At 66.2% G+C, this 21,287-nt stretch carries 18 protein-coding genes and 1 tRNA gene; 10 read left to right on the top strand and 9 right to left on the bottom strand.

Going from position 1 to position 21,287, the window contains the following annotated elements:
• The first annotated feature begins 492 nt into the window (after positions 1-492).
• Positions 493-903, top strand: coding sequence for a hypothetical protein (locus ACTIEF_RS07795; protein ID WP_439471564.1), 411 nt, complete (start codon positions 493-495; stop codon positions 901-903).
• Positions 904-1,459: 556 nt separating this feature from the next.
• Here the strand turns inward: ACTIEF_RS07795 and ACTIEF_RS07790 are convergent.
• The 4 genes from ACTIEF_RS07790 to ACTIEF_RS07775 form a co-directional block, all read right to left on the bottom strand.
• On the bottom strand, positions 1,460-2,140 hold the full coding sequence (locus tag ACTIEF_RS07790; RefSeq protein WP_439471563.1) for a hypothetical protein: 681 nt from the start codon (positions 2,138-2,140) through the stop codon (positions 1,460-1,462).
• Positions 2,141-2,142: 2 nt separating this feature from the next.
• The gene (locus ACTIEF_RS07785; protein WP_439471562.1) at positions 2,143-4,383 is read right to left on the bottom strand and encodes a ThiF family adenylyltransferase; all 2,241 of its coding nucleotides are present in this window, start codon (positions 4,381-4,383) and stop codon (positions 2,143-2,145) included.
• The gene (locus ACTIEF_RS07780) at positions 4,370-5,500 is read right to left on the bottom strand and encodes a hypothetical protein (protein WP_439471561.1); all 1,131 of its coding nucleotides are present in this window, start codon (positions 5,498-5,500) and stop codon (positions 4,370-4,372) included. The genes ACTIEF_RS07785 and ACTIEF_RS07780 overlap by 14 nt, the downstream gene beginning before the upstream one ends.
• A 141-nt stretch (positions 5,501-5,641) precedes the next feature.
• Positions 5,642-5,884, bottom strand: a complete 243-nt coding sequence (locus ACTIEF_RS07775) for a DUF2188 domain-containing protein (RefSeq protein ID WP_439471560.1) — start codon at positions 5,882-5,884, stop codon at positions 5,642-5,644.
• Between the two features lie 114 nt (positions 5,885-5,998).
• On the opposite strand from ACTIEF_RS07775, the gene ACTIEF_RS07770 reads away from it, so the two are divergent.
• The 4 genes from ACTIEF_RS07770 (at position 5,999) to ACTIEF_RS07755 (ending at position 11,376) form a co-directional block, all read left to right on the top strand.
• Positions 5,999-9,094, top strand: a complete 3,096-nt coding sequence (locus tag ACTIEF_RS07770; protein ID WP_439471559.1) for an AAA family ATPase — start codon at positions 5,999-6,001, stop codon at positions 9,092-9,094.
• 283 nt (positions 9,095-9,377) lie between these two features.
• Complete coding sequence (locus tag ACTIEF_RS07765) at positions 9,378-9,788, top strand: hypothetical protein (protein WP_439471558.1); 411 nt, start codon at positions 9,378-9,380, stop codon at positions 9,786-9,788.
• Positions 9,785-10,735 (top strand): hypothetical protein, encoded by a 951-nt coding sequence (locus tag ACTIEF_RS07760; protein ID WP_439471557.1) that lies wholly within the window; start codon positions 9,785-9,787, stop codon positions 10,733-10,735. The genes ACTIEF_RS07765 and ACTIEF_RS07760 overlap by 4 nt, the downstream gene beginning before the upstream one ends.
• A gap of 2 nt (positions 10,736-10,737) precedes the next feature.
• A complete protein-coding gene (locus tag ACTIEF_RS07755; RefSeq protein ID WP_439471556.1) occupies positions 10,738-11,376 on the top strand; it encodes a hypothetical protein in 639 nt (212 codons plus the stop codon).
• A 266-nt stretch (positions 11,377-11,642) separates the two neighbouring features.
• On the opposite strand, the gene ACTIEF_RS07750 is transcribed toward ACTIEF_RS07755, so the two are convergent.
• Positions 11,643-11,719 (bottom strand) — tRNA-Arg (locus ACTIEF_RS07750).
• Positions 11,720-12,019: 300 nt separating this feature from the next.
• Here ACTIEF_RS07750 and ACTIEF_RS07745 point away from each other — a divergent pair.
• Together ACTIEF_RS07745 and ACTIEF_RS07740 are read left to right on the top strand one after the other, a co-directional pair.
• On the top strand, positions 12,020-14,506 hold the full coding sequence (locus tag ACTIEF_RS07745) for a helicase-related protein (protein ID WP_439471555.1): 2,487 nt from the start codon (positions 12,020-12,022) through the stop codon (positions 14,504-14,506).
• Complete coding sequence (locus tag ACTIEF_RS07740; RefSeq protein WP_439471554.1) at positions 14,503-14,784, top strand: RNA-binding S4 domain-containing protein; 282 nt, start codon at positions 14,503-14,505, stop codon at positions 14,782-14,784. The genes ACTIEF_RS07745 and ACTIEF_RS07740 overlap by 4 nt, the downstream gene beginning before the upstream one ends.
• On the opposite strand, the gene ACTIEF_RS07735 is transcribed toward ACTIEF_RS07740, so the two are convergent.
• Positions 14,768-15,397 (bottom strand): YceI family protein, encoded by a 630-nt coding sequence (locus ACTIEF_RS07735; RefSeq protein ID WP_439471553.1) that lies wholly within the window; start codon positions 15,395-15,397, stop codon positions 14,768-14,770. The two genes, ACTIEF_RS07740 and ACTIEF_RS07735, sit on opposite strands and share 17 nt — an antisense overlap.
• A gap of 153 nt (positions 15,398-15,550) precedes the next feature.
• On the opposite strand from ACTIEF_RS07735, the gene fdxA reads away from it, so the two are divergent.
• Together fdxA and ACTIEF_RS07725 are read left to right on the top strand one after the other, a co-directional pair.
• Complete coding sequence (gene fdxA / locus ACTIEF_RS07730; RefSeq protein ID WP_439471552.1) at positions 15,551-15,892, top strand: ferredoxin FdxA; 342 nt, start codon at positions 15,551-15,553, stop codon at positions 15,890-15,892.
• Between the two features lie 340 nt (positions 15,893-16,232).
• Complete coding sequence (locus tag ACTIEF_RS07725; RefSeq protein WP_331046909.1) at positions 16,233-16,772, top strand: CarD family transcriptional regulator; 540 nt, start codon at positions 16,233-16,235, stop codon at positions 16,770-16,772.
• Between the two features lie 54 nt (positions 16,773-16,826).
• Here the strand turns inward: ACTIEF_RS07725 and ACTIEF_RS07720 are convergent, their stop codons facing one another.
• Positions 16,827-18,290, bottom strand: coding sequence for a LytR/AlgR family response regulator transcription factor (locus ACTIEF_RS07720; protein ID WP_439471551.1), 1,464 nt, complete (start codon positions 18,288-18,290; stop codon positions 16,827-16,829).
• 89 nt (positions 18,291-18,379) lie between these two features.
• On the opposite strand from ACTIEF_RS07720, the gene ACTIEF_RS07715 reads away from it, so the two are divergent.
• Positions 18,380-19,846: an alpha/beta fold hydrolase gene (locus ACTIEF_RS07715; RefSeq protein ID WP_439471550.1), complete on the top strand. Its 1,467-nt coding sequence runs from the start codon at positions 18,380-18,382 to the stop codon at positions 19,844-19,846.
• Here the strand turns inward: ACTIEF_RS07715 and ACTIEF_RS07710 are convergent.
• Positions 19,843-20,976 (bottom strand): hypothetical protein, encoded by a 1,134-nt coding sequence (locus ACTIEF_RS07710; protein ID WP_439471549.1) that lies wholly within the window; start codon positions 20,974-20,976, stop codon positions 19,843-19,845. The genes ACTIEF_RS07715 and ACTIEF_RS07710 overlap by 4 nt on opposite strands.
• On the bottom strand, positions 20,973-21,281 hold the full coding sequence (locus tag ACTIEF_RS07705) for a PadR family transcriptional regulator (protein WP_439471548.1): 309 nt from the start codon (positions 21,279-21,281) through the stop codon (positions 20,973-20,975). Before ACTIEF_RS07705 ends, ACTIEF_RS07710 begins: the two co-directional genes overlap by 4 nt.
• Positions 21,282-21,287 lie beyond the last annotated feature (6 nt).

The following is a 21,287-nucleotide window of genomic DNA, read 5'->3' as shown; positions in this document are numbered from 1 at the left end:
AAAGTTCGCTTCGGGTTGAGCGCTCACGCTCCGCGTCTCTAAAAACGCGGTTGACTTCCGAGTCGGTGAGGGGGATCATCTGGCCATCGTCTCGACAACGATTGGTACCGGACAGTCCTCCAAACCGAGCCTCGGGCCAGCCTGGGGCTCGAGTTGTTTCTGGCGCTAAGCGTCAGATATTTTTATATTTTCAAGGCGGTCTCATCGGCGCGATCCTCCCTCTTTCGCTAGGAGACAAGCTCCCCTTCGCCTGAATCGGCGATCAGGGACTCACTAGCTTTCAGAGAGATTTTCGCAGATTGTCGCTTATGTATCTAAGTAATTTTTGATACAGATTCGCGTCTCTGGTGCGCTGCGAAGTAAATTATATACTATAGTATATAAATACTCATAGCGCGTGCTTCGGCTAACGCGCGGAGATTGCCCCACCGGATTGGGCGAATGCAGATGGCCCCAACGGTTCGATAACGAAGCTTGGCCCTATCATCGGCCATGATCGAAACGCCCGAAGCCAAAGCCGTTCGTTGGACAGCCGTCCGCGCCAACTACAAGCTGCTGAAGGAGCTCTGCGATTTCTTCTGTCGGGTCGTCCAGATGTGGGTCGTTCTGGCTGCCATTTGGTTCATACACGTGACCCTCGATTCTGCGCTCGCATTCGTGGTCAGCGGATTTCTCGTCTGCGTGCTGGCTGGCTATTCGCTGTTTGCTCCGCAGGCGATCATCATGGAATGGCGAGAAACCAAAGGGCATCGAACGTACGGACACGGAGGCTACATCGTTCAGGCGATTTGCTTCGTGATCGCGCTTTCGCCGCTCATGTGGATCGATCCAATCATCGCGGGCATCAACTCCGCGAGCCAGAACGCGACCGCCATTGCGACGCAAGGAACGACCGGTGAGTAGGCTCCCCGCAATCCTGTTCGCTGGCGCCGCCTTCGCCATACCCACGACCGCGCATGCGGATCCTTGCGAAGGCCGACTGCCATCTCGGCCAGGTCAGATCTTCAGCGGAATCGTGCGCTATGGGGGTGATGGCGACAGCCTCTGCGTTGAGGTGACCTCCAGCCCGCAAGAATGGATCGAAGTGCGCCTGGCAGATTTCGATGCCCTCGAACTTCATGAGGCAGGGGGGCGGCGCGCTCGCAACGCTCTCGTCCAGGTCGCCAGCGGACGGCGGGTCCAATGCACCGCGACCCGCGGCCGCAACGGTCGCGTCGTCAACGATGATCGAGTGATCGCTACCTGCAGGCTAGGAGGCCGAGGCATCGGCGATCTCCTGCGAGGTCGAAACGCGCCGAGCGGCGGCAACTAACTCAAAGCGGTGGTTGACGGAGGCTGCTTCCGGGAAGAACCTTGAACAACAGGAGAAGGCGCAGTCGCGGGGCTCGAATCGGACCGAGCGGTACCTCAATGATCGGGTGAGCAAGTGTCGTGGACCCGGAGGGCCACGGGAACCGGTCTATTCTGCTTTCGCGACATGCTTCGCGGAAATCGCGATGGGTGTATCAGGCAGGGCGAGATAGGCGGCGTAGACCTCTCGCGCCCAGTAGAGAGCGAACCGGACCATCCGAAAACCGTACCCCGCCATGGCGAAGGCCAAGCCGACGGCATACCAGCGCCACTGGGGCGGTTGGCGCACGAGTGTCGTCGCCAGCAAGATCAGACAGGCGGCCGCCAACCCCCGGTTCAGCCCGTAGCTGCCGAGCATGATCTCAAGCCGACCCGAGGGGTCGTGGGACAGGACGTCACGGTAGATCCCGGAGAACAGGCCCCGCCATTCCGCGCGCGGCAGGCCCCGGATCGCGGTCACCGCGGCGCCGGATCGCTTTTTGACCTTGGACAAGAGCGCTTGGTGTTGGTCGGCGGTGAGCAGCCGGGCGCGCTTGGGGTCTCGAACCCAGGACGCCGGCATTCCGCCGGCCAGCCGCCATAGGGCGCCCTCCAACAGATTGCCGACTGCGGCCACCAGATGCCCGAGGGCGTAGGCGAGGACGAGGAAGAGGCCCAGACCGCCCACGGTCACCGCGCCTTCGGCGGACACCGCCGTGCGAAGCTCCGGCGCCAACAGCACCAAGCCGAACAGGAGCACCGCGCCTGGAAGGAGGATGCCCACCTGTTCGTAAAAGCTCAGCTCTTTCATCTTCACCTCTCCCGCCCCGCAACCGCCGACTGCTCCGTCTGGCCGACGATGAGGCGAAGGCCATCTTCGCCGCAGATGGCCATTAGAGCCGGAACGTCGGAGAAGGCGAGCACGCCGCCGATCCAGCGCAACAGGCGGTCGTCATCCGCGCTAGGCCGGCTGTCATGGCCGGGCGGATGGGTATGCCATTCGCCGACATAGTCCAGATTGAACGCCGTGGCGTCCTGCACCTCTTCCAGCGTCTGATAGACGCCGACCATCCCGCGAACGAATCCCGTGGCGGTTCGAACGCTGTCGGGCGGGGCGTCGTAGTGACCCACCACATAGCCGCGCCGCTGCTGCCGGTCCCATGATCCGACCAGGATGCCGCCGGTCTCCTGACCGCCCGCGCGGGCGCGGGCGGCCGCAATCTGGTCGATCACCGTCTCGCTGACGAAGACCGCCCAATCGCCGATCGCGAGCTCCCGGAAGCCGATCACGTCTCCCTGGACGCGGCGCACCCCGTCATCGTCCAAGCTCCAAATGTCGATGGAGGCGTCCGGCGGGAGATCGCGTTCCAGCAGATGCTGGACGGACAGTCCCGCGAGCAGGGCCACGCGAGACTGCGGCACCTGCAGGCTGACATTGCGACAGCCCCCCGATGGGATAATGCCGACGCCGGCTCGGAGGTGACGTTGCAGGGCCGGCGTCGAGACGAGGGTCCAGTAGTAGGCCATCTCCAACTGGTCGAGCCGAACCGTCCGGCCCGCATCCTCGAGCAGGATGACAAGCGCGTCGCCGCGGGGATTGAAGAAGACCGAAGCCGTTCGGGCGTTGTGCCCGCTCTCAAGCGCGAGCCAGCGCGCCACGGGCACCGAGGCTGACACGTCCAGCACGAGATCGGCGTGCTGCAGCGGCGCGTCTGCAACCTGACGAATGTCGTTGGCGACGCCCGTGGCCGCGCCTGTATCGTCCAGCAGTCGGCTGATAGCCGAGGCCGTCGCCTCCGCCTTGGTGGCGCCGACCGCCCCTGGGCTGAGACCGTGACGCGCCAGATTATGCGGCAGCAGGTGGTCCGGATCGTAGATCGTCCAGGTCCCAATCCCGGCGCGGGCTGCGGTGAGCGCAACCTGAGAGCCGAGCGCGCCAGCGCCGATTAAGGCGATGGCCCGCTTGGGGTCGCTGTCGATCCCCGAAGCTTGCTGCGCCAGATCCCGGTTGAAGGGCGGATGGATGTCCATCGGGCCCAGAATGATCCCGCCCAAAGCGGCCTCATCGATCGGCCCTGGTGTCAGCGGTCGCGCCAGGGTGTCTCCGCCCCATAGGACGGCCCCCATCGCTTCGGCCAAGACTTGAGCCGTCGAGCCGCCAAGGAAGGCCTTGTGCGCCGTTCCCCCGATCACTCCCGGGGTGCGTTCAATCGGCGTGGTCAGGACCAGGAGAAAGGGCCGTTCGAACAGATTGGGCGTAGCCATCCAGCCTTGCAGCCGGGCGCGCAGATCCGGAGTCAGGTCCGCGCCCAGCTCGCGATAGACGTCCAGCAGTTCCGCCATGGTCCGCGGCAGCGATCGCAGGCGACCATGGGGAAGGGCTGCGGTCTCCAGCATCAAGACGGCGAAGCCGTTGTGGGTCTCGCTCAGCCCATGACGGCTGGCCTGCTCTGCGTCCATCAGGATGACGGGGCAGGTGCTCTGTTCGCTTTGGCGCACGCCAAAGACGACCGGCGCGGCAGGGTTCGCCGGTAGGACGACCGCCCAGCCGCTGGCGCCGAACAAGGGATCGAGCGGCTGATCTTCTCCGTGAAGCCGGCCGTATGCTGTCTCGCGCAACCACCGTCGCGTGCGTTCGAGCAGGACGTAGGGCGTGAGGATGCGAAGAATCTCATCCTGGGCGAGATCGAACAGGCACAGCGAGCGAGGTTCGCCCCGAGGTGCCAGGTTGAAGTGCGGCACATCCTCGGGGAAATCCTCGCGCAGAGGATAGACCTGGGGCGGTCTCGGCTCATCCGTCCAGGCGACCGCGATCCGCTCGGTGCGGCGAATGTCGATGACGACGGAACGTTGGCCTAGGGGCACGTCCAGATCGATGACGATCAGATCGGCCGCCACCTCCGGGCGCGCGCGGACCTCGATGAGCCGCGCCGCGCCGTAGCGTCCGCCGGCCAGCAAAGTGATCAGCGCTCGACCGCCCCTCGTTTGAGCGGCGGCGGGATCGACACGCTCGCTGAACGCTTGGTACAGGGCGGTTTCGTTAGGACCCGGCACGCGGCGCCACCACGCTCGCGGCGGCGCGCGCCCCGCCCGATCCGCTGGTGTCCTTGACCGCCCCGTCTCGCGTGATCAGCAGCACGATCGGCTGCGGATTGGTGTGCGACGGCTCCTCCATGGTGCACAGGAAGTGGCGGCGATCAGCCAGAACGTCGGCCTTGTAGTATTCGGCGGCCTGCCGGTGCGGCGGCTGGACATCCTTGTCGGCGTCGGAACCCTTGGTGGGGATCGGCTTGCTCGGCGAGATGACATAGCCCTCCCGCTCGCCGGCCTGTTCGCACAGCCACTTCACCTGATCCACCGGCTTGGTCTTGTCCTCACCCTTGTCGGGCCCGATCGACAAGTACGAGCAGTGATGGGGCAGGTGATAGACGTTCCAGTGCAGGCGTTCGTCGCGCTTGTGGAAACGGGTGATGTCGACAATTTCGGCGAGGACCTTGTGGTCGACGTCGGCGGCGAACAGTACGTCGGTGAAGGCGTCGCCTTCTTCGAAGCGGGCCTGGAACACCATGGAATCACCATTGCGGTCCTCGACCCCGCGATCGTCCGTGCGTTTGGCGTGTGGCGAATGGGCGAAGAACTCGACGTGATGCTCGGTCAGGGTAAAGCCCGGAACGACCTGGCCCGCGTCGACGAAGCAATCCACCCGGCTTTCGATCGTGAGGTCGTTAGCCGCGAGCCAAGCCTTCAGGCGTTCGGGACGCGAGAAGACCTTGATACCCTTGCCGGCCTTCAGCCGGTGGCGCGCCTCCTGCCGAATGATGCGGGCGTCATCTTCGAGCCCGTCCTCGGTGATGGCGCAGGCCGGCACCCACATAGTCTCGATCTTGGGCCGGCCCTCGCCCTGGTATTTCGCGGCGTGCTCCAGCCAGAAATAATCGGGTGCGCCGCAGCAGTGGTCGTTGTCCAGATGGGTGAAGGCAACGACGCGATAGCTGTCGAGGTTCGCCGCCTTCAAATCGTCCTTGAGCAGCTTCGGCAGGTCGCAGCGTTTGTCACTGTTGTCTGTCGCGCAGCGCATGTCCGCGTAGTCCACCAGCATGCGCGTTTCGTCGCGGAACTGGATCAGGGTCGTGTCGCCGCATCCGAGCGGGAAAAAGGTCAGCTGTGTCATTCACGGAACTCCTTGCCGCTTCGGGCTGCCGGGTTGGGGGATTGCTCGGCGGGCCGAACAGGAAGGAGAGACAGGGCTTGTCGGCCGCCGCGACCGAGCGAAGGGACGCCCCAGCGCGCCGCCACCGTCGTCGTTGTGCAGTTAGGCTTTGTCCTTTGGCGGGTTGGGATCGCCGCCGTGACTGTCGCTGCGAGCGATCTGGCCGTCGCGGTTGTGGATGCGGAATTCGGTACCCTGGTTTCGACTGATTTCGCGACCGCGATCCACCGCCTGCTGTTTCGTATCGAAATGTCCGCTGGCGCGCTCGGCTCCGCCTCTTTTCACATCCCAGCCTCCCGCCGGGTTCGGCACGACGTGGTGCGTTTCTGGACCCTTCTTCGTCATCACATGTCCTTTCCAACAAATTTGATGGCAACGAGGATTAACCCTATAGCGACCACGCAGGGCGTTGCCAACAGATTTGTTATGATGCTAGCTGCGGCAGCATAGGAGCCGGCGATGACCAAGGCGTTTAAGTTCAATCCGGGCTTCCAGTCGGACGAGGAGGCGGTAGCCAATTTCATCGTTCGCCGGGTCGAGTTCGAAGCCGTGCTGGAGACGCTGGCTCCGCCAGACTCCTCGAAGGCTCCGCCACGGGTACTCGTGGTCGCGCCGCGGGGCGCGGGAAAGACAACCCTTTGTCGCCGCGTCCTCGCCGAAAGCCGTGGCGACGGGCGGTTCGCCGATACATGGCACGCGATCTTCCTGGGAGAGGAGAGTTACGTCGTCACCACGCCGGGCGAATTCTTCCTGGAGTGCCTGTTCCACCTCCGCGATCAGGCGTCCACGCCCCGCTTGGAAGCAGGATATGAGCTGGCTGTCGCGGCGAAAACCGAGGGCGATCTAATCGCCGCGGCCGTCAGCGCCCTGCGTGATTTCTCAACGCGTTCGGGGCGACGCCTTCTGATCGTGGTCGAGAATTTCCACATCATACTCAACGATCAGATCGGCAACGACGGGGACACCTTGTTGACACTCCTCGCCGACGACTCGCTGTTTGGCGTGCTGGCCACGTCCGTCGTCCAAGCGCTTGACGACGAGCGGGGTGCGGCGAACCGGCTGCCCACCGACTACCGCCGAATCCCGCTTCAACCCCTGACGATCTCGGAATGCCACGCTCTGTGGGAAGCCCTTACTCACCAGCCCGTCAGGCGGGAGCGCATACGTCCGTTGCAAATTCTCACAGGAGGCAGTCCCCGGCTGCTCCACATCCTCGCCGACTTCATGAGAACGCCATCGCTTCAGGATCTGATGGAGAACCTGAACCGGTTGATCGACGAGAATACTGAGTATTTCAAAAGCCAACTCGACGCCTTGCCTCCTGTCGAGCGAAAGGTGTTCGCGGCGCTGCTCGACGCTTGGGATCCAAAGTCCGCAAAGCAAATCTCTGAAGCCGCCCGCGTGAACGTGAATATCGCCTCGGCCATGCTGAACAGACTTGCCGACCGTGGCGCGGTCGTGAAGGCCGCAGGCGATGGACGCGCGGCCATCTATTATGCGGCGGAGCGCCTGTTCAACATCTACTACCTGATGCGCCGACGTAGTCATCCCTCCAGCCGCGTCAGAGCCCTCGTTTCATTCATGACCGAGTATTATGACCAGGACGAACTGGTCTCGACGACGGCCATGATCGCCAAGGAAGCCTGTGGTTTGGAGCCGGCGCGACGGGGTGATCACCACTCGACCTGGGACGCGATCATGTCGATCCAGGACGAGGACGTTCGGAGTCGGATTCTGTCGCGCACGCCACGTGAGTTCATCCTGAGCTTCCGCAAGGATCTGGCTGTACGGCACGATGAGCCGGCGAGCGACGACGCCGCCGAAACCCTGGACATCATTCAGCGGGTTGAGGCGGCGGTCGACCGAGGGGATTTCAACGAGGCCCTCGTCACTGTTCGCGATTTCACCAGCCGCTGGCCTCAGAACAGCGAGGCTTGGCTGAGAACCGCGTTGATCGAGCAACGACTGGACAACAGCGCCGCCGCGATCGCGGCGGCGGGACGCGCGATCGAGCTTGCGCCGCAGGATGCATGGACATGGGCCGTCTATGGTCGGACCTTGAAACATGGTCACCAGAACGCCGATGCGGAAGCTGCGCTGAACAGAGCTCTGGAGCTTGACCCGGCCCAGATCATGGCGGCGGCCGAACTCGCCGATATCCGCCAGGACGCCGGCGACCTGGAGGGGGCCCTGCAGATCTACCGCGACGCCCGGACTGTCGGCGAAATGCCTGATTTCCTGTGGGTCCGATACGCGTTGCTCCTCATGGAGGCAGGCCGTGATGACGAGGTCGAAGAGGCCTTGAGGACAGGCGCCGCCGAAAACGCCGAAAATCGGGCGACCCTGACCATGCTGGTCGACCTCATGCTGGCAGCGGACCGGGTAGACGAGGGGGCCTCGCTACTGATGTCGGCTGCTGAGACCGCGCAGACTTGGGAGGCCTGGGCGGATCTGGGGAGCTATCTCCACTCTGTCGTTTCCGATGAAGTCCAAGCGCGGAGCGCTCTTGAGAAGGCGGTCGAACGGGGTGCAGATCAGATTTACCCTTATGGTCAGCTCGGCCTTATCCTGATCGATGAAGGCGCACCTCCTGAAGCATTGCGGGCGTTGGCCTCCAGCCTCCTCCAAAACGTGCCAGATAAGGGCGCAGCGTGGGCTCTGGCCGGCGACATCCTCGCCACGGTGGATGAAGAGGAGGGCGAGCAAGCGTATCGAACCGCGATCGCGGAGGGGGACAGTGTCAGGGCGCGACTGGGCCTCGCGCGCCTTCTCAGCGAAAAACTGGCGCGGCGACCTGAAGCCGAGGCGATGCTGCGCGAGGTCGTCGCGAATCCTTCCAGATCAGGACTATGCGCCGCATCCAGAGATCTGGCTGATCTGCTGGTCCATAAGGGTGAAGATCTGGAGGCCGAGGACGTCGTTCGACAAGGCCTCGAGGAAAACTCGGAGTGCATCTGCTGCCTGCTGCTTCATGGGCAGATCTGCGCGCGGCGCGGCGATACCGGCACCGCCATTGAAAGCTACGACGCCGCGTTGGCGCTGGACGATGAATCGATCAATGCCTTGACCAGCCTGGCCCTGCTAGATTCTGAGCGGGCGCCAGAGCTGGTTCGGAGAGCCAGCGAACTCGCACCGGACGACCCCCGCTGCCTTCACGCCTTGGCCAAGACCAAATCCGATGATCCGGAGGCGTACATGGCCGTGTTGCGCGCCACACTGGAGATCGATCCGGACTTCCTGCCAGCCGCTCTGGCCTTGGCTCCGCTTGAGGCAGGACATGGAGAACTTGGGGCGGCGCTGGGCCGTCTCCAAAGAGGGCTTGACCGTTTGATGATGCAGCGGGAATGGCTTGGCGAGCTCGTCACCGCTGCCATGGCCACAGCTCAGCGAGGCTATGCGGGCGAGGTCTATCGGCTCATCGAAGACCATGACGCGGCCGCAAATCTGGAGCCTTTGCTTGTCGCGTTGCAGTTGACGCGCGGTGAAACACCCCGCGTGGCGAACGAGGTTCTTGAGGTCGCGAAAGACATCATTGAGCAATCCCAAGCTGTTTGAGATCGACTTCGAAGGAGCGGGTGGTCGCCAGCGTGCTGACCGATCCGGCGACCGGTGATCCCTTCCCTATTAGGCATCCGCGATGGGTCGGAAGCTTACGTATGTCCGATCGCCCCCCAAATGTTTGCTTTGAGACGGTCCAACTTCCGCTTCTGGCGCTGCTAGGTCGCCGTATTTGCTCGCAGCACCAGATTGCGGCTTTGCGGTTGACTTCGCGTTCCGCTTTGGTTCCGATGCGGCTGCAGCGAGCTGGTCGCTTTGCGGTTGAAGTGGGGTCCTTACGATGCGTTCCGACGGTCGGGTGCAACCCCTTCTGGCGCGGTTCGCTGTGCCCCGTTCAAAGGCCCCCGCTATCCAAGGTCGCTTCTGCGAAGCGATGGACTTATGGGTGGTCGATACGCCAGAAGGGCCGCGCCCTTTAGTTCTATTGGAGGGTGCCGGCGACACCACCACGGGCACATTTGTCCAAGCAGAGGCGGACGATACGGATCTCGGCGCTGGCCTGATGCTAGGCACCTCGACCTTTACCAAGGTCGGCGGCGAGGGCGACGACACCGACGTGTCTGCCTCGGCCCTGCTAGAGATCACCACGAAGACAGATGCCCAGGTCGAACGGGATGATGTGGCGACGCGGATCGCCGCAATGGACCCCCGTCACGATCCTGATCGAGCCCTGTCACGCTCAATCCATTGATCCTCCTGGTCACCAATGCCCGGGACCTTACGACCGATTTCGTGGTGCTGGAGCTCCGGAGACGAGGTCTCCCTTGGTTCAGGCTGAACACGGAGCGTCTGCCAACGTCGCGGGTCTGCATGGGTTGGGAAGCGGACGAAGATTGGTCGATCGCGTTCGAGACCGGAGCGGTACGCGGGGCCGATGTGACTGCGGCGTACTTCCGGCGGCCCGGCGCGCCTGAGATCGACCCTGCGGTCGCTAATCCCGCCGAGCGGACATATTGTGAGGCAGAGTGGGCGGCTTGGCTGAAGAGCCTTTACCTCCGGCTCGACCCGCTCTGGCTGAACTCGCCCAACGCCATCGGCCTTGCCGAAGACAAGCCGCGACAGCTGCGCGCGGCGCAGCGACTCGGGTTTCAGATCCCCCACGGCCTGGTCACCAATGATCCCAATCGGCTCGCCGCCTTCGTGGAAAGCGGTGCCAGCATCGCCAAGCCCCTGCGTGAAGCGCTTCTCGACGGTGCCGAGGAAGCGGTGATGTTCACCTCGCGGCTGGATCGGGCTGAAGCGCGTGACGCAAGCAGCATTCGCGCCGCGCCGGTGATCCTGCAGCGGGAGATTTCCAAAGCGGCGGACCTCCGCGTGACCGTGGTGGGCGACCGCGTCTTCGCCGCCGCCATCGACTCTCAAGACCAGCCGGAGGCCGTCGTAGACTGGCGTCGCGGGGCCTCACGCGATCTGCCGCACCGAGCAGTCAGCTTGCCGCCAGACGTGGTCGGCAAATGCACTGACCTCGTCGCCGAGCTTGGCCTGACCTATGGCGCGATCGATCTCGTCGAAGACCGAAGTGGCGACTACTGGTTTCTCGAGTGCAATCCCAACGGACAGTGGGCCTGGATCGAGACCCGTACTGGCCTGCCGATCGCATCGGCGATCGTCGACCATCTGGCGAGCGGCGAAGCATGAACGTGCGTGAGTTCTTCTGGCCCATCCTCGAAGCGGACGGCGAAGCCGAGGACGCCGAGCGGCTTCGGATCGATCTCAATCGAATCGAGACCGATCCCATCAAGGACGATCTCGACACCCTCATCGAAGAGGCACGCCTTCTGGCGGCCTCAGAACTCGAGCGACGGCGCGCGGTGGAAGCCCGCGCGAACACCTATCTAGCGATCGCAGGGGTACTGACACCTGTTCTCGCAGCGGTCACGCCGGCGACCTTGGGCCGAGACGGCGACCTCGTTCGAACCCTGGTCACGCTCATACTGTTCATCGCGGCCGGGGCCTATCTGTTTCAGAGCGGGCGATGGGCGTTTCGATGCCTCGAGGTCGGCATCGCGTCGCGACTGGATGCGGTCGATCTCCTGTCCCGGTGGGCGGGCACCGACCGCAAGGCGGCCCTTATCCGCGGCAAGTTCATCTGCGTCCGTCGAGATCGTGCCCGGATCAACTTCAAGGTCACATGTGTGAAGATGGCCCATGTGTTCGCGGTACGCGCCTTCGCCGTCTTCCTGGTCGCCATCTGCTGCCGCTACGCTTGGGAACCGGTGATGGCCATCGTTTCGGAACGACCTGTCCCGGCTGTGACGCCGGACAGGGCTAGCTCCTGACCGAAAGGCGTGATCTTCGAAAGTCATCGGCTGATCCCGAGCATTCGAGCTCTCAAGTTGCTAGGCCGCGAGGTCAGCATTGGGCCATAGGCAGACCTCCGCCGGGCTGAGCCGTGAGTGTCTGGTTCCTGCTGTCAAGCCAATGACCGATATTGGCGCAAAACGGTCGGGATCACGGAGCCGCACTTGCGAACCTCTCGCATATTGAGCCACTTTTAGCTGGTTTTGAGCCAGTTCTAAGTGGTTTCGACAGGAAAAACGGGCGGTGGCGACCCCGGCAGGACTCCAACCTGCGACCTCGGCTTTAGGAAAGCCTTGCTCTATGCAGCTGAGCTACGGGGCCACGCACGGGCTGACCTAGCGGGTCGCGGGCGGCGGGGGAAGCCGGGCTTTTCGGGAAATCGGACTCACCGGTCGCGGTCGCGCGCCGCCGCCTCATCGACCGTCACTTTCTGATTGTGGTTAATCGACTTTAAGATACAATATCTTGTAGGGAACAAATCCCGAATCGGGCCGAGTCGCTGATTCGGTCCTGATTCGTTTCGCGCCTGTTCCGCCACAGCGCAGCTTTGCATTTACCTCGCTCACGTCCACGAGACTTCCGCTTGAGGAACCGCGCCGGACACGCCACCTTCCCAGAGACATGAGTGACCGCGGCACAGGCCGGGCCCCGTCGCGCGTAACGGCGATCCTGGGCCCCACGAACACCGGCAAGACCCATCTGGCGGTCGAGCGGATGCTGGGCCATGCGTCCGGCATGATCGGCCTGCCGCTGCGCCTGCTGGCGCGCGAGATCTATGACCGGATCGTCGCCCGGCGCGGCGCCGCCGCCGTGGCCCTGATCACGGGCGAAGAGAAGATCATCCCCGCCCGGCCGCATTATTTCGTCTGCACGGTCGAGGCCATGCCGCTGGAGCGGACGGTCGAGTTCCTGGCCATCGACGAGATCCAGCTGGTCGCCGATCCGGAGCGGGGCCACGTCTTCACCCAGCGCCTGCTGCACGCGCGAGGCCGCGAGGAGACCATGTTCCTCGGCGCCGGGACGATGGCGCCGCTGATCCGCGCCCTGGTCGAGGATGTGGAGATCGTCTCGCGCGACCGCCTGTCCACCCTGTCCTATGCGGGCTCCAAGAAGCTGACCCGCCTGCCCCGACGCAGCGCCGTCGTGGCCTTCTCGACCGAGCAGGTCTACGCCATCGCCGAACTGATCCGGCGTCAGCGCGGCGGCGCCGCGGTGGTCATGGGCAGCCTGTCGCCCCGCACCCGCAACGCCCAGGTCGAATTGTTCCAGTCCGGCGAGGTCGACTTCCTTGTGGCCACCGACGCCATCGGCATGGGGCTGAACATGGACGTGGACCATGTCGCCTTCGCCGGCCTGCGGAAGTTCGACGGCCGCCGCACCCGCTGGCTGCACGCCACCGAGATCGGCCAGATCGCCGGCCGGGCCGGTCGCCACCTGCGCGACGGCACGTTCGGGGTGACGGGCGAGGCGCTGGAGCTGGACCCCGATCTGGTCGAACAGGTGGTCGAGCACCGCTTCGATCCGGTCGAGAGCGCCGAATGGCGCAACGCCCGGCTGGACTTCGACACCCTGAACGACCTGCTGCGCTCGCTGGTGGTGACGCCGGGGGTCAGGGGGCTGACCCTGACCGCCCCGGCGCTGGACGAAACCCTGCTGCGCCGCCTGATCAAGGACGAGGAAGTGGCCCGCATCGGCCGCTCGCGCGGGGCCATCATGCGGCTGTGGGAGGCCTGCCAGTTGCCGGACTTCCAGAAGACCACGCTGGACGAGCATGGGCGGCTGGCCAAGGAAATCTTCCAGGCCCTGACCGGCAGGCGCGGTCGCCTGACCGAGGACTGGATCGCGCCCCGCTTCGCCGAACTGGACCGCGACGACGGCCAGATCGACCAGCTTTCCGCCCGCCTCAGCGGCGTGCGCACCCTCAGCTACATCGCCAACCGTCCCGACTGGCTGGACCAGGCCCAGGACTGGCGCGACCGCACCAAGGCGCTGGAGGAGCGGCTCAGCGACGTCCTGCACGAAAGACTGACGGCCCGCTTCGTCGACCGCCGCACCACCGCCCTGATGCAGGCCCTGAACGTGCGGGGCGACGCCGTCGCCGAGGTCGAGGCCGAAACCGGCGAGGTCATCGTCGAGGGCCACGCCGTCGGCCATCTGTCCGGCATCCATTTCCAGATAGACAAGGGCTCCTCGGCGCTGGAGGACCGCGCCCTGCGCCACGCCGCGCGACAGGCGGTGACGCCCGAGATCGCCAAACGCCTGGGTCAGCTGGCCGCCGAGCCGGACGAGGCCTTCTCGGTCACCCCGGACGGGTCGGTCCTGTGGCGCGGGGTGCAGGCGGGCGTCATCACCGGCGGCGAACCCTTCGCGCCAAACATTCGGTTGCTGGGCGACCTCGGCGCCGTGGCCGCTCGCGAGCGGGCGACCAAGCGGCTCGAGGCCTGGCTGGCGGGTGAGGCCGGACGCGCGCTGCGCCCCCTGCGCCGCCTGAAGACCGCCATCGAGAACGGCACGCTCAAGGGCCTTCCGCGCGGCGTGGCCTACAGGCTGCTCGAGGCGGGCGGCGTCATCGACCGCCGCGACGTCGAACGGGATCTGGCCGCCCTGTCCCAGGCCGAGCGGCGCACGCTGAAGGAGTTCGGCATCCGGCTGGGCGCCCACTCGGTCTGGCAGCCCGCCCTGCTGAAGGAGCGCGCCCGCGTGGTGGGGCAGGCCTTCATGGCGCGCGAGACCTTCCGCCCAAAGCCGACGGGTCTCAGCATCCTGCCCGAACCGCCGCCGCCCGCCCGGCTGCTCTCCGCCTTCGGCCTGCGCGCCGTCGGCCGCTTCGCCGCCCCGGTGGAGCTGCTGGAAGCCCTGTCCGAAAAACGGGGCAAGGGCGAGGGCAAGCTATCCGACAGGGACCTGCGCGAACTGCATCTGACGGCGGATGAGGCCAAGGTCCTGACCGCCGGGCTAAGGACCACCCGCGCCCAACAGCCCGACCGCCCGGACCGGACGCCGAAGCCGGTGAAGGACTCGCCCTTCGCCGTCCTTTCGGCCCTGACCGCGCCGAAGCTCGAGCCGGTTCGCCGCAAGCGGCCCAGACGGCGCAAGGAGGCCCGGTGAGCGAGACGGGCTGTCGTATCGATGTCTGGCTGTGGCGCGCCCGGTTCGCGAAGACGCGGACGCTGGCGGCGGCCCTGGTCGAGAAGGGCGCCATCCGCCTGACCCATCACGGCCAGCAGGTGCGCCTCGATAAACCCAGCCGCACCGTTCATCCCGGCGACCGGCTGGTCTTCGCCCTCGGCGGGCGGCTGATTGATCTGGAGGTGACCGGTCTGGGGGAGCGGCGCGGACCCGCTGAAGAGGCCCGCGCCCTGTACGCCCTTACGGCTGAAGGGTGAACTCGCCTTCAATGTGCAGCTTCACATCGTCACCGAGGCCCATCGGGATGCCGTAGGTAATGCCGAAGTCCGACCGCTTGATGGTCGCCTCGCCGTCGAAGCCGGCCTTGTAGGTGTTGCCCATCGACGGACCGGCCTGATTGAACTCGACCTCGATGGTCACCGGCTTGGTCACGCCGCGCAGGGTCAGGTCGCCGACCACGGTGGCTTCGTTAGCGTCGTCGGCATCGATGGTCACTGAGCGCGAGACGAAGGTCGCCGTCGGGTGGTTGGCGGTGTCGAAGAAGTCCGGCGACTGCAGGTGGCCGTCCAGGCCGTTGCTGCCCGTCATGACGTCGGTTAGCGGGATGGTCGCGGTCAGGGTCGAGGCCGACGGGTTCGACGGGTTCAGGCTCAGCTCGGCCTGCACGTTCACGAACTGGCCGGTGTAGGTCGAGAAGCCCATGTGGCTGACCGACCAGGTGATCTTGCCGTGGTCCGAATCCAGCTTGTAGGCGCCGGCGGCGACTTCCGAGGGGACCTTGGTCAGGGTCGTCTGGGCGACCACGGCGCCCCCGGTCAGCAGGGCGAGGGAGGCGATGCCGGCGGCGGCGTAGCGAAGGTAGGGACGCATGAGGGGGAGCTCCATGGATCTGTAAGCGTGACAGATACCAAATAGAGACTGAAGCCGTCGCCGCAACCCCGAAACAGCCCGTCCGGTTGACAGTTGCGCCCGCGGGGGTCATCTGCGCGTCCCGCGCCCCACACCGAAACGCTTGCCCCGCCCATGACCTATATCGTCACCGACGCCTGCGTCCGCTGCAAATTCATGGACTGCGTCGAAGTGTGCCCGGTCGACTGCTTCTATGAGGGCGAGAACTTTTTGGTCATCGCCCCGGACGAGTGCATTGACTGCGGCGTCTGCGAACCCGAATGCCCGGTCGACGCCATCGTCCCGGACACCGAGGACGAGCCGGACGGCAAGTGGCTGCAGATCAACGCCGAATACGCCAAGGTCTGGCCGAACATCACCGTCAAGGGCACGCCGCCCGAGGACAGGGAGCAGTTCGAGCGCGAGACCGGCAAGTTCGAGAAATATTTCTCGCCCAAGCCTGGCACGGGCTCCTGACAAGCGGAACGGTTCTGGTTAGCGCCGGGCGTCGCCGCGCTGCCCTGATCCGGCGAGGATTTCCAGCCTTCCGTACTCGGACGCTGTGGACGTTTTGAAATTCCGCAGATTTGTGATAGGTTACTGTCATTGGGTCGGGCGGTCTGCGAAAACCTCGCGCCGCCCGCGTTTGCGACAGAATCCCGTCCACGAAGGCGGGATCGGCCAGAGGTTGGGTGATCCGTTTCCGCATTTGACGACCAGACAGACATCTCCGACGGGGCAAGTTTCCGGCGGCTGTCAGCCTGTTGTCCTTGCGCCTTCGCCTCTCCCCTCCCGCTGAGCCGGGAAAGGAAGTGACATGACGAGCAAGACTGGTCTGGAATTCAAGGTTGGCGATGCGGTCGTCTATCCGGCGCACGGCGTCGGCAAGGTGGCGGCCATCGAGACCCAGGAAGTCGCGGGCATGTCGCTGGAGGTCTATGTCGTGACCTTCGACCACGAGAAGATGACCCTGCGCGTCCCGACCAAGAAGGCCAAGACCGCCGGTCTGCGCTCGCTGGCCGCCGACGACGTCGTCACCAAGGCGCTGACTACCCTGAAGGGCCGCGCCCGCGTGAAGCGCACCATGTGGTCGCGTCGCGCCCAGGAATACGAAGCCAAGATCAACTCGGGCGACCTGATCTCGATCGCCGAGGTGGTCCGCGACCTGCACCGCGCCGACAGCCAGCCGGAACAGTCCTACTCGGAGCGTCAGCTGTACGAGTCGGCCCTGGACCGCATGGCCCGCGAAGTCGCCGCCGCCAACAAGATCGACAAGGACGCGGCCGTCGAGCTGCTCGGCAAGTCGCTGAGCGCCAAGAAGGCCGCCGCTCCGGCTGCCGAGGCCGAAGCCGCCTGATCAGACGCGCATCGCTGAAATGACGAAGGCCCGGGAGCGATCCCGGGCCTTTTTTCATGTCTCGCCCAGGGGTTCATCCAGCCGGTCACGCACCGCCTGCGCCCGCGCCCGGCTGACCGGCAGGGGCGCGCCTTCGGTGAGGATCAGCCGCCAGCGCCCGCCCTCGCGCTCCATGCCCCGCACATGGTCCAGATTGGCGATCACCGACCGGTGCACCCGCATGAAGGACGGCGGCAGCTCGGCCTCCAGCCGGTCCAGCCGCGCCGCATGCAGCAGCGTCCGACCGCCGGTCATCCTCAGCTCGACGTAGTCGTCCGCCCCGACCACGGCGACGATCTCCTTCAGCGGCGCCCGCTCCACGCCCCGCGCCGAGGCCACGGTCAGACAGTTGGGCCGCGCCGCCGCCCGACTCAGCGCCGCCTCGCGCTCGCGATCATCCCGCCCCAGCCGCACCACCTCGACCATCAGCAGGGGTAGCACCAGCGCCGCGGCCAGCAGGAAGTAGGACAGGTCCACCAGCCATTCCGGGAAGCTGACGGCGACCACCAGGAACACCGCCAGATAGGCCAGGGTCAGCCGCGCCGTGGGCGTGCGCCGCCACGCCCCCACTCCCGCCGCGACCAGCGACAGGGCCGCCCCGACCAGCAGGGCCAGTCCGGTCTTCAGATCAAAGCCCGGCGCCAGGCCGGTCGCCACGATCAGCACCGCGGCCCCTCCGATCACCGCAGGCCTCCGCCCCGGCCAGAACCGCAGCACCACCCACGAGACCAGCAGGATCGAAAAGGCGGCGGCCAGCCCCCAGATGCCGACCAGACGCCAGACATGCAGCGGATAGGCGTAGGCTGTCAGATGCCTCAGGCTCTCCAGCACCGCCTGCGCGCTCGCCACCCCGGCGATGGCGGCGAGGATCAGGCTGGAGGTCGTGCGCCTCAGCATATGGATCACGCCGAAGCCGAAAGCCGCCGCGAACAGGGCGCCCGCCACCGCGAACACCACCGCCAGAAAGGCCATCGGCGTCGCGGGCAACGGATAGGCGGCGACGAACAGGCCCATCACCGGCCGGCTCAACTTCAGCCCGCCATGAAAGGACGACATCCGCACGACCAGCACATTCTCGCCGTCCCGCCACGCCCGCTCCGGGATCGGCAGGGCGATCTGGTAGCGCCCCGGGCGCTCCCTCGCCGCTGAACCTCCGGGCTGGCCATTGCTCCCGAACCTCCGCCCGTTCAGCCAGACCTCCGACGCGGCGGTCCCCACCACATAGAGGGCGCGCGCCTGATCATCGTCGGGCCGGGCCACAACGCCGCGCAGCCAAATCTCCCGCCCTTGCGGATCGATGGCCTTCCCCACAGGCCTGCAGTCGCCCAGCACTGGTCCTGCCGCACCGGGCCGGCCCGTGCAGGCCTCCCAGACCACGGGGTCGCCCGCCGGGGCCTGGGCGCGGCTCTCGCCCGGCAGGACCAGCAACAGGACAGTCAGAAGAAGGAAGCGCCACATGGCGTCACTGTATCGCGTCATTCACCGGAAGGCTTCGCCACTCACCGATCCGCCGGCGCCGTTCACCGATCCGGCCGGACAGGCGGGCGGAAAGCGGTCCAGCTGCGCCCATGACCCAAGCTCTTCTGAACCGCCGCCTCCTCCTCGCCGCCGCGGGCCTGACCGTCCCGGCCCTCGCCCTGCCCCGCTGGGCCCATGCCCAGGCGGCGCTCGCGCCCCAGCCGCCCGCCGGCCCCATCCGCTTCGCCGGTTGGCGGGATCAGGAGGTCGACGCCGAGCGCGGCTATTTCGAAGTGCCAGAGGATCGCCGCGATCCGACTTCGCGTCGCATCCGTCTGGGCTATGTACGCTTCGCCTCGACCGCCGCCCGCCCCGGCCCGCCCATCGTCTATCTGGCGGGCGGTCCCGGCGGTGAGGGAACCGGCGCGGCCACCGGCCCGCGCTTCCCCATCTTCATGGCCCTGCGCGAAGTGGCCGACGTCATCGCCTTCGACCAACGCGGCACGGGCCTGTCGAACCACATCCCGCCGCGCCCGCCCCTGACCGCGCCCTGGCCCGCCCTGACCCGCGACGGCCTGACCAACCATTTCCGCGCGGAGATCCAGCGCGGCTGGGCCGACTGGACCCGCGCCGGCGTCGCCATCAACGGCTACACCACCGAACAGAGCGCCGACGACATTGATGACCTGCGTCGCCACCTCGGGGCCGAGACGATCAGCTTGTGGGGCATCAGCTACGGCTCCCATCTGGCCCTGTCGGTCCTGAAGCGGCACGGCGCCCGCATCAACCGTGTCGCCCTGGCCAGCCTTGAGGGGCAGGACCAGACGGTGAAGCGCCCCGCCCATATCGACGCCTATCTGAAGCGGGTGGACGCCTGCCTTGCCGTCGATCCTGTCGCGCGCGCCGCTGTCCCGGACCTGCCCGCCCTGATGCGCCGGGTGCACGAAAGGCTGGACGCGCAGCCCGCGACGGTCACCGTCCCGACAGTCTCCGGACCGGTCGATCTGACCCTCGGCGGCTTCGCCATCCAGTATATGGCGGGCGGACTGATCGCCAATCCGCGCACCATGTCGATGCTGCCCGGCCTCTATCTGGCGCTGGAGGCGGGCATGACCTCCGTGCTGACGCCCTTCCTCAGCGATGTCCCCGGCCTGTTCAGCATCCGTGGCATGCCCGAGGCCATGGATCTGGCGTCCGGCATCTCTCCGGCGCGGCTGGCGCTCGTCGAGCAGGAGGCGCGCTCCGCGGTGCTGGGCGACGCGCTGAACTTCCCCATGCCACACGTTCTGGGCGCCGTGCCGGGCCTTGATCTCGGCGAGGCGTTCCGGGCGTCTTCCAGCTTCGACACCCCCGCCCTTCTGATCGCGGGAACCCTGGACGGCCGCACCCCGCTGGAGGAGCAGGCCGAGGTCATCGCCCAGTTCCGCAACCGCAGCCGGGTGGTGGTCGAGAACGCCGGGCACAACGTCTTCGAGGCCCATCCGGACGTTCAGGACCTGATCGTGCGCTTCTTCCGGGGCGAGGCCGTGCCGGACACCAACCTGCAGCTTCCGCCGCCGACCTTCCCGATCGGCTAAACCTGCGCCCTGGCCGCGCCGACGTAGAGGGCGCGGTCGCCGTCAGACGACGCCCCGGCCTGAGGCTGCGCCTCTGTCGAGGCGGCGGCCAGGGCCGACCGGCGCGGGAAGACCATCAGGCTGATCAGATAACCGATCACCGCGCTGCCGCCATAGCCGACGAGGGGCGTCGGATAGTTGCCCAGCGCCGCCGCCGCGATCAGGGCGGCCCAGACCGCGCCGAACACCGCGAGTTCCGGCGCCTTCGCCTGACGTCCTGCCAGCACCGGCACGGTCAGCAGGGCCGAGCCCAGCACCACAGCGACGCCCGCCAACGGATGCAGGCTGAAGGACGAGTAGAGAATCTGGTCCACGAAGGGCAGGGCGGGCGATGGGTCCGGCTGAACCAGCGTCGCGGCGAAGCCGGCGGCCGCGCAGGCCAGCGCCGCCAGTACGCTGCGGTTCGGTCGGGTGAAGGCCAGAACCGCGATCCCGGCGGTCAGGGCGCCCGCCATGCCCCGGTCCGGCTGCAGGGCCAGGGCCAGCGCCGCCACCGCGATCCCGATCAGAGAAAGCCCATCCCGGAACCGGGCGAACAGAACCACCATCAATGGCAGGATCATCATCGACGGCTGAATCGTCAGCGGCCCCAGCGCCAGCCAGCGCGTGATCCCGTCGACCCGCACGCCCAGCAGACTGGTCGCCAGCAGGACCGCGCCCAGCCCCACCGCCAGCAGCCGCCCCGGCAGATGCCCCCGCCCATCCGCCAGCGTCAGGATCGCCAGCGCGATCAGCCCGAAGGCGAAGGCGCCGATGTTCATCATCAGATAGCGGGCGGGCGCATTCCCCATGACCATATAGACCAGCCCCAGCGCGACCGCGCCGGTCGCGCAGAGCAGGGCGACGCCCCGGGGACCACGTATAGCGTCGGCAAAACTCATCGGGTCATCCCCTTGCTGGAATAGGTGTGAAATGCGGTCGGCAGCGGCTTCCCGTATCGCCCACATCAGGCATCCGAAGGCGAACCTCAGGGCCTCGCCCGGATGCTCGATCTCCTCGGCCTCACGCTGGGCGGCCTCGCCCCACGACCGGTTGCGCGGCGTCAGCAGGCGCTTGGCCAGACGAAGGACAAAAACGGCGACGCCCCTCACGCGGGCCGTCCTTCCGGCAGGGCCGCGCGAGCGGTGTCCGGGACCAGGTTCTCGGCGGCCAGACGCCGCCCTTCCGCCGTCAGCCGGTAGACGTGCCGCGGAGGCCGCCCCGGCGTCTCCGCCGCCTGCCAGTCCGCGGCCAGATATCCCTGCCCCTCCAGGCGCATCAGCAACGGGTACAGGGTGCCGGATTTGATGTCGGCCTCGCGGCATAATTCATAACCGTGCCGTCCCACGCTCCCCGCCTCGGCGAGCGCTTGCAGAACACGACGGGCGGCGGGCGAAAGAGCACGGGGACGAGTCATGCCTCA

Source organism: Brevundimonas sp. (assembly GCF_051858995.1).
Classification (GTDB): Bacteria; Pseudomonadota; Alphaproteobacteria; order Caulobacterales; family Caulobacteraceae; genus Brevundimonas.
This window is presented reverse-complemented; position numbering and strand designations above follow the sequence as displayed.